This window comes from Collinsella sp. AM15-2 (genome assembly GCF_003471985.1).
Taxonomy (GTDB): domain Bacteria; phylum Actinomycetota; class Coriobacteriia; order Coriobacteriales; family Coriobacteriaceae; genus Collinsella.
Genome location: NZ_QRKO01000016.1, coordinates 17,362 through 31,550, shown reverse-complemented (window position 1 = coordinate 31,550; position 14,189 = coordinate 17,362). Strand labels below are relative to the sequence as shown.

General features: G+C 59.3%; 8 protein-coding genes. 4 read left to right on the top strand and 4 right to left on the bottom strand.

Translation table 11 applies throughout. The annotated features are described in order from the left end of the window. The first annotated feature begins 45 nt into the window (after window positions 1-45). The gene (locus DW171_RS07560; protein ID WP_118270871.1) at window positions 46-3,477 is read left to right on the top strand and encodes a SpaA isopeptide-forming pilin-related protein; all 3,432 of its coding nucleotides are present in this window, start codon (window positions 46-48) and stop codon (window positions 3,475-3,477) included. A gap of 66 nt (window positions 3,478-3,543) precedes the next feature. On the opposite strand, the gene DW171_RS07555 is transcribed toward DW171_RS07560, so the two are convergent. Together DW171_RS07555 and DW171_RS07550 are read right to left on the bottom strand one after the other, a co-directional pair. After that, window positions 3,544-3,762: a hypothetical protein gene (locus DW171_RS07555; RefSeq protein ID WP_118270870.1), complete on the bottom strand. Its 219-nt coding sequence runs from the start codon at window positions 3,760-3,762 to the stop codon at window positions 3,544-3,546. Between the two features lie 21 nt (window positions 3,763-3,783). Further along, a complete protein-coding gene (locus DW171_RS07550; RefSeq protein ID WP_118270869.1) occupies window positions 3,784-6,981 on the bottom strand; it encodes a hypothetical protein in 3,198 nt (1,065 codons plus the stop codon). A 198-nt stretch (window positions 6,982-7,179) separates the two neighbouring features. On the opposite strand from DW171_RS07550, the gene DW171_RS07545 reads away from it, so the two are divergent. Both DW171_RS07545 and DW171_RS07540 read left to right on the top strand, forming a co-directional pair. Further along, window positions 7,180-8,202, top strand: coding sequence for a YafY family protein (locus DW171_RS07545; protein ID WP_118270868.1), 1,023 nt, complete (start codon window positions 7,180-7,182; stop codon window positions 8,200-8,202). Continuing rightward, window positions 8,189-9,106 (top strand): YafY family protein, encoded by a 918-nt coding sequence (locus tag DW171_RS07540; protein WP_117716220.1) that lies wholly within the window; start codon window positions 8,189-8,191, stop codon window positions 9,104-9,106. The genes DW171_RS07545 and DW171_RS07540 overlap by 14 nt, the downstream gene beginning before the upstream one ends. On the opposite strand, the gene DW171_RS07535 is transcribed toward DW171_RS07540, so the two are convergent. Both DW171_RS07535 and DW171_RS07530 read right to left on the bottom strand, forming a co-directional pair. Continuing rightward, window positions 9,103-11,997, bottom strand: coding sequence for a helicase C-terminal domain-containing protein (locus tag DW171_RS07535; protein WP_118270867.1), 2,895 nt, complete (start codon window positions 11,995-11,997; stop codon window positions 9,103-9,105). The genes DW171_RS07540 and DW171_RS07535 overlap by 4 nt on opposite strands. Then, on the bottom strand, window positions 11,991-12,956 hold the full coding sequence (locus DW171_RS07530) for a D-alanine--D-alanine ligase (RefSeq protein ID WP_117637917.1): 966 nt from the start codon (window positions 12,954-12,956) through the stop codon (window positions 11,991-11,993). Before DW171_RS07530 ends, DW171_RS07535 begins: the two co-directional genes overlap by 7 nt. Window positions 12,957-13,041: 85 nt before the next feature. Here DW171_RS07530 and rlmN point away from each other — a divergent pair, with 85 nt between their 5' ends. Then, window positions 13,042-14,094: a 23S rRNA (adenine(2503)-C(2))-methyltransferase RlmN gene (gene rlmN, locus DW171_RS07525; RefSeq protein ID WP_117564011.1), complete on the top strand. Its 1,053-nt coding sequence runs from the start codon at window positions 13,042-13,044 to the stop codon at window positions 14,092-14,094. Window positions 14,095-14,189: the final 95 nt, after the last annotated feature.

Below are 14,189 nucleotides of genomic sequence, written 5' to 3'. Positions count from 1 at the left end.
GCGTCGCAACCTCCCCATGCGGCGCACGAGGGATAAGGAGCAGCCATGTCCAACGCACCCACGCACTCTGTCCACAGCGCAATCGCAACAGGTCCGCTGCTCCTGCTCCTCTTCCTACTGTTCGGCTGCCTGGCACCGGGAGCCGCATTTGCCGTCGATGGCTACGACCAGCTCGGCTTCCGTACTATTAGCGATGATTGTGGGCCCTTCTTCATCGGCAAGTATGAAGCTCAAGACGCCTCGATTGCCTACTGCATGAACCAGGAACGCCCCGGGCCCACCAAGCCGGGCGGTCCATGGCTCAACTTTGATCAAGGCTGGGTGTGGCTCGACGACGAGTTCGCAGCAATCGTTTGTCACGGATATCCTACCGCCACGTCGTTTGGCGGTTACCATCTTTCACCCGATCGCGCCCGCGCCGCCACCCAGCTTGCCGTATGGATGCTCAACGGCACTACCCATGTCGACGGCACCTACTCCTACACGACCGCTCAGGGCAAAACCAAGAGCGGGCACTTTACCGCCGACGATGAAGTCGTGGCGGCTGCGCGGTGGCTCCACGACAGCGCAAAATCAGGAAGCATCAAAGCCGCTCCGCACCGCGCGCGACGCTATCTAGGAACCGTATCGAGCGGCAGCAGACGTCAAGACATGCTCTATGTACTGCCGGCGGTCTCTGTTTCCTTCCAAAAGCAGTCTGCGAACACTGTTATTACCAGCGGAAACAATACCTATCAGTTTACCGGGGCAACATTCGATGTTTTTGAGAGCGCCAGCGGCGCGCGTGTCGGCACCATCCAGATGGACAGCAACGGTCAAGCGCAGGCAGCACTTCTGCCCAACACGGCATACTACCTAGTTGAGACAACAGCGCCAGCTGGTTATATCCCCCTGCACGATCGCATTGCCTTTACCACGACGGATAACGGCGGATACGTCACCATTGATGAACAACCCGGCACCATTACCTTGCGCATTGTAAAGCTCGACGCCGCAACGAATGCAGGCCCCCAAGTTGGGGCTTCGCTCGCAGGAGCAGAATTCGTGTGCGTATCGCAATCAACCCCTGGATGGACACAAACTCTCAGGACCGATGAAAGCGGTCGAGCTACCCTCACCGATGTCCCCCTGGGAACCTTTACCATCTATGAATCGAAGGCGCCCGAGGGCTATTTGCCCTCCGGTGACAGTTGGTCTTACACCGTTGGAGCCGACCAACTCGGCGATTCAGGCGTGGTCGAGATCGAATCTCGCGTTTCCGATATCCCCATTGCGTTTGACCTTGAGATTTCCAAATTCAAGGACTACGGCAATAGCGATCAATCCGGCCTGGAGCAGCCGGCAGGAGATGTTGTCTTTGAGGTTGTCAGTAACAGCTCTCAGCAGGTTGTTGGCACACTGACTACAAACATCTATGGCTTTGCCTCCACCAAAGACCAGCCCGAAGCATGGTTCGGCACAGGCAAGCGACCAGCCGGTGTCCACGGAGCCGTCCCATACGACCGCGCCGGCTACACGGTTCGTGAGGTTCCGGAAACCGTCCCCGAGGGTTTTAAACGTGCGGGGGAATGGACCGTCGAGGCCAATCAGATTTCCGACGGCGCCGAGCTTCAATATATCGTGGACAACCACGCTCTGTCGACGCATCTCCAGATTGTAAAACGCGATGCCCAAACAGGCGCTTCTGTTCCCCTAGCCGGATTCACCTTCCAACTCCTCGACAGCAATCACAAACCTGTCTCACAAACATGCTGGTATCCAGCACATAACGTAATGGACACCTTTACGACTGACGCGACCGGCACCGTCACACTGCCCGAATCGCTCGTGCCGGGCACCTATTATGTACGCGAAACCTCGGCCAAAGAGCCCTATCTTGTCGGCGGAGAGATCGAGGTAAACATACCCGCCGATATAAACCTAACGCCCGTTGCAATCGTCTCGTATTATGACCACGCCGCGACCGGAAACATCAGGATCGTTAAAACCGATGCCGTGGACGGCAGCAGCCTCGCGGGCGCCATCTTTGAGATCCGTGCCTCAGGTGATATCGTGCGCCCCGACGGTAGCATTGCCGCGCTCGACGGTGAGACTGTCGCTACCGTCACGACGGATGAAACTGGAGAAGCACGCGCGGACGACCTCCCGTTGGGATCTGGCACCGCACGCTACGAGGTCGTCGAGACTCAGGCGCCGACCGGCTTCTTACTCGACCGAACGCACCATATCGTCGACCTTACCTATGCCGACCAGAAAACACCCGTTGTGGAAGCACGGCTTAACGTATCCGACGATTACACCAAGGTTGATATCTCCAAGGTCGATGCAAGCGGAGAGCAGGAAGTGAAAGGCGCACAGCTCACCTTATCTGGTCCCGATAAAACCGAAATAGACTCCTGGACCTCATCCGACAAGCCGCACCGCATCGAACATCTTGCACCCGGCACCTACTCGTTGCGCGAAACGATGTCTCCGCGGACCTATGACCTTGCCGAGGAGATAACGTTTGAAATAAAGGACACGGGAGAAGTCCAATCCGTCTCGATGAAGGATGCGCCCATCGAGATCAAAGGACAGGTCGACAAGCGTCAGGAGCTTGTCCAACCTATCGGGAAGGGTCTGTTGGCTAACGGCGATGGAAAAAACCGCGCCGCGATGCAAACCAATACGGATGGGCTTTTCTCCTATACCATCGATGCTCGAAACGATTCCGCTACTTGGGTTGATGAGTTTACGATTACCGATGATCTTGAGTGCGCCAAAGACGGCACGGCGAGATTCGTCTCAATCGAAACCCCCGTCGCCATCGGCGACCTCAACGGTCTGTGCAACGTGTGGTATCGCACGACGCCGTTGGACTCGACAGACGTCGATGAGCCGGCAAACGCGACGCTTGACGATGGGCACGAAAATCCTTGGCTTGAGTCCGACGAAGTAAAAGAGAGTCTGGGTGAAGATTGCCGCCTCGTCGATTACGACGGCTGGCACCTCTGGAAGGCGGATGTCTCGACCACGGAATCCGCCACACTCGAGGCGAAAGAACTCGACCTTGCATCCAATACCGTCGTAACGGGCATTCGCATTGAATACGGTGCGGTAGCCGCCGACTTTACGACTCGAAGCGATACGGATTCTTGGACCCGCGATGATCTCAAAGATGAGCACGACGACCTTGACGATGCCAAAGCAATCCTTGGCACAGATGCTCGGGGCGCAGTCGTGCACATGCAGGCAACGTCGGCTTACACACCCCAAACTGCACTCACCAACAGCGCACGCGTCGATCTTTGCCGCAACGGCGGCGGCGATAAACTTGAGTCACATGACGAGGACCGTGTCATTCAACGCTGTACCCTACCGCAGGACCTACCGGCAACAGGATCAGCTCCCATCGCCGCTTGCATCACCGCGCTCCTGACCTCGGGTGCCGCAGCCCTATGGTTCGCTCGCCTTAGGTCAATCCCAAAGAACCGCTAGCGCGATGAAAAAGCGGGCGAGCCAGTCCCCCGGCTCGCCCGCTTTCAATCATTTAAATCGCCGCATCTACTCTGCAGACGAAGATCCACCATCAACGATTGCCTGCTCGGACTCAGGAATCCCATCGGCGCCCGTGCTCTGTTCTTGCTCCATCTCTTCGCTGATTGCGGAGGCGGGGGTCGAGCCCTTCGCGCCCACGATGTAGGCAGCTCCAAACCCTAACGCAATGGCAATCAAGGTCAAAATCACGTAGACAGGCCAATGGCGCTTAATATACGAAAACACGTTGACTCCTTAGAGCTCCGTCTACGAACGGCGGATAACCTCGGTCACGACCTCGGATACCGTGGCAATGTTCGTCGGGTTGACATTGTGGGGCAGGTCGTCCTCGGTACGAGCACAAGCCAGGCGCGTGCCGTCCACGCCGGCGATGGTGAGGGCTCGGCGGCTCGCCTCGAGCGCGGCATAGGCATCGGTCTTGGCATAGGGCATCTCGAGCGCGCCACAATCGACATGGAACGACTTGCACACCTTGCTGACCAGGTTCATGATGCGGCGATCGCCCTTGAGCAGCTGCTGTTCGCCCTCAACCGTCACCACCGAAAGCCTACCGGCGCCGACGGATTCAAGATTGATGAAGAATACGCCGCGGAGCTTATCGCGATGCGAAGCCAAGAAGGCCTTCATACCGGCGCCATCACAATCCGAGGCGCCCGTTGCCACAAACCAGATATCGTGACCGAGCAGCTCATCGTCACCCATAGAGGCGACAGCCGAGAGCATATCTTCGGAAGAAGCGCCGTCGGAAGACGTAGCGCCGCCCTTCCAGCCATCGTTATCGTCCTCGAAATTATCCCACGAACCGATGCCGCGACCGGACTTCTTGGCATCGTAATCGTCTTCGACGCCCAGCCAGTCACTCATGCTGTCCTGTTCGTTTTTCTTTTTACGACCGAACAGGCCGCCCAGGCCGCGCTTGCGAGACTTGGGTGCCGCAGGGGCGGGAGCCGAAATGGTCTCGATCGGCTGTGCGCCCGACGCAACGGGCATAGGAGGCGCAACGGGTGCCGATGTGGGTTCGGGACCCTGGGCGGTAGCAAAGGGGTCGTTGACCTGTGCGGAGGGATCGGGAAGGTCGAACAGCGACGTGCGAGACGCAACGTTTGTCTGCTTCATCGACGGCAGCGACGGATCGGGGACCGAAGCCAGCGGAGACGAGGAGGGTGCAGGCGACGGTGCCGACGCCGGATCGGGAACATTCATCTGCGGACGCGGCGATGCTTGGGAGGAAATCTGGGCCATAAGGGAATCGACCGTTTCGTCCTGAGTGGGAGCGACATTGGCAACCGTGGCACCGGAACCACTCGGGGTCGGCATGGTGAAAATCTGCGTGGAGTAAGGCCTCGACTCATCCGTCTCGGGAGTCTCGGAAACCGCAGGCACTTCCTCCTGCTCGACCTCGGTTGAATCACCTTGATCGGCTGCCGCGTATTGCTCTTCGTCAGAGTTGGCCTCGACGGACTCGTCCTTGGCAGCATCCTGAATTTCGGCAGCATCAATGGGCTCGTCATCGTCTGCCGCGTCGCCCTGCTCATCGGAAACAGGAAGGGGCTCGGCAATCGCGGTGCCTTGCTTTTCAAACGTTATCGTGGAATCGAACTGCGCGGCATCAAACGACATGGTGCTATCGACATGCTGCTGAGCCTCGAAAGACGTCGTCGCCTCAGCAACATCCGCGGACGCCGGTTGCTGGGACTCAAAGGACGTCGTAGCTTCGGCAGCGTCGACGGGCACGGACTGCATAGCCTCGTTCTGCTCGAACTCTTGCGCCGCGCGCTCACGTGCCGCCTCGGCTGCCTGCTGCTGAGCGATAGCCTCCTGCTCGGCAGCCTCGCGTGCGGCAGCGCGCTTCTCCTCGAAATCGTCGACAAATTTCTTGCCCTTTGCAAGCGCACCCTTAAAGAAGTTAGAAGCACTGGTGCCAATCGAAGAGAACGCGGATGCAATATCGGCATGGGGCGTTGCCGCGGGAATCTCGGCCGAGAAATCAGTATCGCTCTCGTAAGACACGCGCCTCGGCTGTTCAACGTAATCGTCGTCAGACTCGTCCGCAACGTCTTGCGCCGGCGCGGCGGGGGCCAAAATGTCCAGTCCTGCCGCGGGATCGATCGCGGACACCGCCTCGAGCTCGGCAACGGCAGCGGTAACCGCGGCAGACTCATCATCCACGGTGACGGCGGGCGCAGGTGCAGTCACGACGGGGGCAGGCTCGGGCTCAAACGTCGGCTCCTCGCCCTCCTCGTAATCGAGCGTGCACGACTCGGGAAGCATCCCGAGCGCACGGATGGCATCCGAACCAAAGCGGATGTTGCCGGCGGCATTGCGATAGAGCTTGGACTCGGGCTCGGCCGCGACAGGCTCCTCCGCCGGCTCGGCAGCGGAAACCTCGTCATTGAACTCTTCGGCCTGGACAGCCTGATTCTGATCCTCGGGCACGATGGCGCCAATCAGCGTCTCGTCGGCAGACGCACCCTCAAAGCCCTCGATCTGCTCGTCGAAATCCTCACCCTGTTCGGGCTCGGCCTGAGCGTCGGGAGCAATCGGCTGACCGAACTCATCCTCGGCGTAGGTAGGCTCTTCATACTCGATGGTATTGCCGTAGTCGTTTTGCTGTTGGGCCGCGGCATACTCCGCTGCTGCGCGCGCCATCTCCTCGGCACGACGCTTCTGCTCCCCAAAATAGGTATCGAACGGAACATCGTCGGGAAACTCGTTTTCGCCCTGGAAGGGAGCAACGTTGTTCATAACGCCGAGCATGGCAGCGACAGAAGACTTGTTGCACACCGCGCCGGACGTATAGGGAAGAATGTAGCGGTTAGAAATGATGTTTGCCGCGTTGGCGAGCGCAACGAGGGAAGCGAGGATCGCGACAATCCACAGCAGAACCTTGAGCGCGCCGGGGAGCGGCAGGATACGCAAGATGGCAACGGCAGCAGGGGCAACCGTGGCAACGGGCAACAGCTTGGCGATGAGCGCACGATACGAAGCATAGGGCTCGCGAGCGAGCAGCTCAGCACGGGGAGAGTCGTAGTGTGCGACAACGACCACCGGGCGGTTGCGCGGAGACGCGAGCGGGCCCGAGGCCTTGTGGTAGGCGATGACATTTTGGCTCACGCCCGTCTTGCCCAGGCGTGAAACCACGGGGTGGCCCGTGCGCTCGAGCACGTAAAGAACGGCGCCGACAATGGCCAGCAAGGTGCCGACCAAGCCGATGCCGCCGCCGATGCCCATCAGCAGGGCGCCGGCAAACGCAAGAATACCGGTAACGGCAAATGCCAGCCTGCTGGGCGCCGGGGCATTGAACTCCTGAACCTCGGGATCAAAGCCGTGGTTGCGGAAGATCTGAGCGATATCCTCGGCAGCCAAGCGCTCTTCTTCGCTGCATGCCGGCGTAATGCCGGTGTTCTGCAGCAGGTGGTTAATATAGTTCTGGGTGTTCGCCATGTGCGCTCCACATCCATAATCCGACAAATAGGCCCAATGTATGCACATTAGAACCGTATATAGTCGAAAGTATACCCCGAGCGAGCGCAAACGACCGAATTCGGGCCATCTTAACGCCCCGAGCGGACAAGGATATAGCCTAATCTCCATATCGGACTAAAATCATGGCAGCAAACCACCTTCTCATGCGAGGACTCTATGACGGCAAGCGACACGACCGCGACAATTAAACAGGGGAATTCGGAGCCCAGTTTCGATAAAACGGCCCAGCGCATCCTCAATCTTTTCTTTGTGCTCAACAGCTCCCCCGAACCGCTGACGACCGAGCAGATCGTCTTGGATTCTGACCTGGGGTATGGCTCGGGCAACATCGACTCGGATAAGCGCAAGTTTCGGCGCGATCGTGACAAACTGCTCGAACGCGGCATCTTAATCAAGGAGGTTCGCCCCGCCGGCGCGCAGGAGACCGAGGAAAGCTCATGGACAATCGACCGCGAGCACACGTTTGCGGCAGGCGGCCTCATCACCGCAGACGACGCCGATATCCTGCTCAACGCTATCGACCAGACAATAGCGGCCGGCTCATCCACTTTTGCCGCGCCGCTTGCCGATATTCGTTCCAAGATTGCCTACCTCACCGGCAGGACAACGGCGGACGAAGCACCGATCCGCCGCTCTCCCACCGTCGATGCGGTATGGAGCGCCTTTGCCGAGCGATGCGCACTGCGATTTTTATATCAGAACGGACGCGGTGAGCAGAAAGAGCGTACCGTCTGCGTCTACGGCATGTTCGAGCGCGAGGGCGTTGCGTACTTCTGCGGCCTCGACAATGCCACCGACGACATCAGGACATTCCGCTGCGACCGTATCGTTCGCGCTTGGCGTCCTTCGAAGGCCTACGCCATCCCTGCAGACTTCAATCTCAACGACTACCTGTTCTTTGAATTCGATTTTGCCGACCGCCCGCCCGTTGCGGCTACGTTCTCGTTCGCCCCGCAGACGCAGATCGATATGATCAACGGCCTCACGCGCGGGCGAGGTGAGCTCGCACACACCGATTCGGGATGGACTTGGACCGTTGACGTGCGCGATCTTGAAGCCGCCGCCTCATTTTGCATGGCCCACGCCATGGACGGCATGAGGCCCATGGCCCCCAAATCGCTCAAGCAGGCGTGGAACCACCTCATTGAAAGGACGGTGCACGAGCATGCCCGTGCGTAAACTCACCAGCGAGCAGAGGCTCTCGCGCGCCATCGACATCATGGAGGCCCTCTACGCCGCCGGCGAGAGCGGCATGACACGAACCGAGATTTGCAGTCGCTTTGACATCACGGGGGCGTCGCTCGACGAGATTCTCGAGATCGTCTCGACGCTCGCGGACCGAGAATCGGGTGCGCGTATCATCTGCGAATGCCACGGCGAGCGCGTGGTCCTCACCGGTGACGCCGGGCGTGTACTACCGCTGCGCCTGAGTGCCGCCGAGGGCGCTGTGCTCAACCACGAACTTGAATCGTTGGGGATCGAGCCCCAGGCGGCGGCTCGAATTCGACATGCTCTTCTACCCGAAGAGCTCGGCTATAACCAGCACGTCTTTGACACCGTCAACCACGGGTCGCACTGGCAGCAGCTGAGCTGCGCCATTCAGGACGGTGTTCGCTGTCGTATCTCGTATCGCTCGATGGACGATGCGCGGCCACGCGAGCGCCTGGTCGACCCCTTGCGCATTACAGCAAACGGCGACCAAACATATCTGATTGCCTGGGACATCGCGGTCGATGAGCAGCGCACCTATCGCATGGATAAAATCGAGGGACTCGCCTTGACGGAAGACTCCGTCGTGCCTCACGCACCGGACGTTGCATCCCTCCACGATTCCCTTGCCCGGACGCAGCGTAGCGCAAAGCTCTTGATGCCATTCGATATGGCGGAGCATCTGGACTGGGCCGGCATCACCCTCATCGAACGCAGCGGGACAGACATGGCAACGGTAACCGTACATTACGGCTCCGAGCGTTGGCTGCTGAGCCAGATAATCGCAGCGGGCGGAGCCATCCGCATCTTGGATGACCCCGCCCTGTCAAAGCGTCTGTGCGATATGGCAAAAACCCTCGTCTGTCCGCTTTAGCGCCGCCGCTCGTGGCGTGCACGCCACAGCTGTAGATAGTGCCCGATCTGCGCCGATTCGATGCGCTGGTAGGAGCTCGTGGGCAGCGACGTTAAGAACTTCTTGCCATAGCCCTTCGTCACCAGGCGAGGATCCGCCAAGATCAGCACACCGCTATCGGTCGACGAGCGAATCAAACGCCCCGCGGCCTGCTTAACCTCGAGCACCGCCTCGGGCAGCGAATAGCGCGCCCATGCGCGGTCTTCGCGCAGGTTGCGCTCGCACGAGAGCGGGTCCGTGGGGCTCGAGAACGGCAACTTGGGAATGATGACGCAGCGCAGCGTCTCGCCGCTGGCATCAAACCCCTCCCAGAAGGCCTTGAGCGCAAAAAGCGACGAGGTCGGTTCGTTGATAAACCGGTCGCGCAGGCGACGAGGAGATGAGTTGCGCTGCTGGCAGTTGAGCTCCAGACCCGCACGGGCCATCTTGGGCTCAACGCGGGCGTATAGGTCCTCCATGTCGCGCCGATTGGTGAACAACGTGAGCACCGATCCGCCCATGGCAAGATGGGCGTCGACCAGCACGCGCTCGAGCGCCGAAAGATAGCCTTCGCGGTCGCGTGGATCGGGAATATCCCCAGCCACAACCACGGCCATATTCGAATCGAAGTCGTAGCTCGAGTCCAAGTGCAGCGATGAGGATGCTGAAGCACCGATGCGATCGAGGCCGACCGCATGGTTAAAGTGTTCAAAGCTTTTGGACACCGTCATGGTCGCCGAGGCAAAGATAGCCGTGTGAACCTCGGGCAGCCACTCGGTTGCCAAGGCCTCGCCAATGTCGATGCGCTCTGCGGTCATTGACTCTCCGCCGGCACGCAGCCTGCGATTGACCTGCAGCGAATACACGTAGTGTTCATCGGTACCATCAATGATGAGTTTTAGGTTCTCGGCCAGCTCGTGCAGGCGGCGCGAGATATCACCCAGGTCGACAACAACCTCTGGCTTGTCGGCGGCGACGGCTTGCACCAGCGCGTCGACGCTCTTGCCAGCTTGTTCCAATGCGTCGATGCCAGTGTAGGCCGACTGTAAGAAATCATGCCAGTCGTCAGATTCGCGCAGCTCGGGGCCAATCCATAGATTGGCATTGTCATAGCCCCCACGGGCACGGCGACCGAGCTCGCGAACGCCATCGAACACGCCGGCAATCGCCATGCTCGCGCGCGCAACCGTCGACGTCGCCTTGGCAGTAAGGCCCAGATAGAGCGTAGAGCCCTCGGAGGTTGCCAAATCACGGGAAACCTGGCTTAGCGCGCCGGTGCTCGAGCCACCCAGACGCTCAAACAGAACGCGTGATTCGTCCGCCGACACCACACGCGCCCACTGACGGCGCGCCTCGCGCTCGATGGAATGGGCCTCGTCGATTACCCAATGACGAATCGGCGGCAAAATCCTGCCCTCGGCCGCGACGTTGCGGAACAGCAGGGAATGGTTGGTGACCACCACATCGGCATGCGCCGCACGACGGCGAGCGCCGTGGACCAAACATTTATCAGGGAAAAACGGGCAGAGGCGACGAGCACACTCGCGCGAGGCCGTCGTAAAGTCGGGACGGTTGATGCTGCGCCACCGAATGCCGAGCGAGTCGAGGTCGCCATCGGCTGATTGGCAGACGTACGCCATAATGACCGCGACCGCCGTGAGCGTGTCCGCCGGATCGCGCTTGGCGGTAATCTCGACCTGGCCGCGGCTCATGCGCTCAAGCTTGCGCAGGCACGGATAGTGGTCATACCCCTTGAGAGCGCAAAATGACAGACCACCGTCCAGTTGCTCGGCAAGTTTTGGCAGCTCATGGTACATGAGCTGGTCGGCAAGATTGTTCGATTTGGTCGCAATACCAACCGTGATGTTGTTACGGCGTGCTGCCTCGGCAAAAGGCACCAGATAGGCCATCGATTTGCCGACGCCTGTGCCTGCCTCAATTACTCGATGAGTGCCCGTGACCAGCGCATCGCGGACCTCGAGCGCCATCGCGATCTGCTCATCACGCGGCTCGTAGGTGGGATACATGCGATTGACCAGGCCACCTGGTGCATAGTCTGCCTCGATCTCCTCACGACTCGGCATCTTGAGAACCGGCAGCTCATCGGCGTCCACCCGATCGTCGGCGCGATCGGCCTTGAGAACGTCAGCACGAGCGGCGCTGAGAGAGAAGATAGAACCAGGGTTCTGCCCTGCCAAGAATGAGAAGATAGGACGATAGGACCAAGGCACGTCCGGATGCATGTCGGCTAGGCGCGCCATGAGGCCCTGGGGCAAGTCGGTGAGCGCCACGAGCAACACGCGCCATACGCCACACAGGGCGTCGACGTCGGCATTGGCACGGTGTGATACCGAGTCGCAGCCAAACAGATCGGCCATAAAAGACAGCTTGTGCGAGGCCAGGCGCGGAAGCGCGATGCGCGACAGCGCCAGCGAATCGATCCAAATATCGCTCACGTTGACGCCGCCTTTGACCGACTCGATAAACGAGCGGTCGAACGTGGCGTTGTGTGCGATCACCGGGCAGCCACCGACAAAATCGGCGAGAGCGGCGACGGCCTCAACCGCCGACGGGGCATCTGCCACATCGGCATTTGTAATGCTCGTGAGCTCGGTAATCTCGGCGGGAATCAGCTGTTTGGGATGCACGAAGGTATCGAAGCGGTCGATGACCTCGCGGCCCGAAAGACGGGCCGCCGAGATCTCGATCAGCTCGTTGTCCTGCACCGAAAGACCCGTGGTCTCGGTATCGAGGACAATCACATCTTCCTCGATAAGGCCGAAGGACTGCGTTTTGGCGCGGTCGGCAAGCGTGGCATAGGAGTCGATGACAAACTGCGGCGTTCCTGACGAAACCGCGTCCTCGATTAGCATGCAATGCCCGCTCGACGAAGGCCCATACGGATCAGGCTGTCACAGACCTGCGGGAACGTCATGTCGTCGGTGTGGCGGATCTCATCCGGATACAGCGACGTATCGGTCATGCCGGGAATGGTATTGGTCTCGAGGATAACGGGGCCGTCCTCGCTCACAATAAAGTCGCTGCGCGAGATACCCAGGCAACCGAGGGCCTTGTGAGCGGCACAGGCAAGTTCCTGAGCGCGAGCGTAATTCTCGGGTGAAATCTGCGCCGGAATGCGATGGATATCCGTAGGGTCGACATACTTCACGTCCAGATCGTAGAACTCGCAGTCCTCGGGCTTACGAATCTCGACAATCGGCAGGGCGCGTACGTCATCTTCGCCGTATACGCCGACGGTGATCTCGGTACCCTCGATGCACTTCTCGACCAGCACTTTGTCGCCGTACTCAAACGCCTTGGCGATTGCCGCGGGCAGCTCGGAGGGCTCATGGACCAGGGAAATGCCATAGCTGGAACCGTTGACGGCCGGCTTCACAAAGCAGCGTTCGCCACAAACCTCAACGATATGATCGATATCGACTTCATCGCCCACCTCGAGCGCAAGGCCGGGGGCAATGGGAATGCCCGCCTTGGCGTATAGGAGCTTAGAGACCTCCTTGTCGGCACCGCAGGCGCTGGCAAGTACGCCCGAGGCCGTGTAGGGGATACCCAGGGTCTCCATGGCACCCTGCATGGCGCCATCCTCACCGCCGGCGCCGTGCATGGCGATAAATGCCACATCGAATCCGCCGGTCGCCATGGTTACCATAAAGTCATCAGCGGCCGTGTCAAGCAGCTCCACCGAGGTGTAGCCGGCTTCTTTCAGTGCCACCACAACGTTCTTTCCCGAATCGAGCGAGATCTCGCGCTCGGCGGAATGACCGCCCGCCAAGACCGCTACGTGCATGTTCTCTAGGCTTTTACCCGGCATGGGCAGACTCCTCCTCTATAATTTCTGCAGCTGATACCATATTGTAGCGATACCCTCTACGTTTCCCCAAAATCGAAAGGCTTCCATGAATCCCAGGACTAAATCTCAGGACATTCGCGACTTGAGCCAAAACGATATTCGCGAGCTCGTGGCCGAACTTGGCCAGCCCGCCTTCCGCGCGAAGCAGCTCATCGAATGGGTCTTTGAGAAGAACGTTTGTTCGTTTGACGATATGACCAACCTTCCCAAGGCTTTCCGTGAGCAGCTTAAAGAGGCTTTTGCCTTTGATACGCCGACTGAACTCACCAAGCAGGTTTCCAAAGATGGCTCGCGCAAGTATCTGCTCGAGTACCACGATGGCATTTCCGTCGAGACTGTCGGCATGCCCCGTCGTAACAAACTTTCCGTCTGCGTTTCAACCCAGGCAGGCTGCGGCATGGGCTGCGCCTTTTGCGCTACCGGTCTCAACGGCCTCAAGCGCTCTCTGACCGCTCAAGAGATCGTCGACCAGGTGCTTCATGTATCCAACGACTTTGGCGAGCGTGCCACAAGCGTTGTCTTCATGGGCCAGGGCGAGCCGTTTGCCAACTACGACGAGGTTCTCAAGGCATTGCGTATCCTCAACGACCCCGATGGTATCGGTATCGGCGCTCGTCACCTCACCGTCTCTACCAGCGGCGTTATTCCCGGTATTCGCAAATTTGCCGATATCCCCGAGCAGTTCACTCTTGCCGTTTCCCTGCATTCCGCCATCCAGTCGACGCGCAATAAGCTCATGCCCGGTGTTAAGAAATACACGCTGCTTCGCCTTCACGAAGCGCTTCAGCTCTACACCGAGAAGACTGGCCGCCGCCCGACCTATGAGTATGCCATGATCGAAGGCGTCAACGATACGAATCCCGAGATGCAGGCACTCTGCGACTTCTGCGAGGGAACGCTGTGCCACGTTAACCTGATTCAACTTAACGACATCGAGGGCAGCCCGCTCAAGCCGTCGCCGATTCATAAGGTTGAGGATCTTCAGCGTCGTCTTGAGTCCCGTGGCATCGAGACCACGATTCGTAACTCCCGTGGTAACGATATTGACGCCGCTTGCGGACAGCTGAAACAGCGCTTCAAAGTTCAGAAGAGCGCATAGGGGAGTCGCACTCCAAAACGTTTCATGTGAAACATCGGACGGCCCCTGTTGCAGGATATGCAACAGGGGCCGTTTCATTTATTGACCTCAATTTT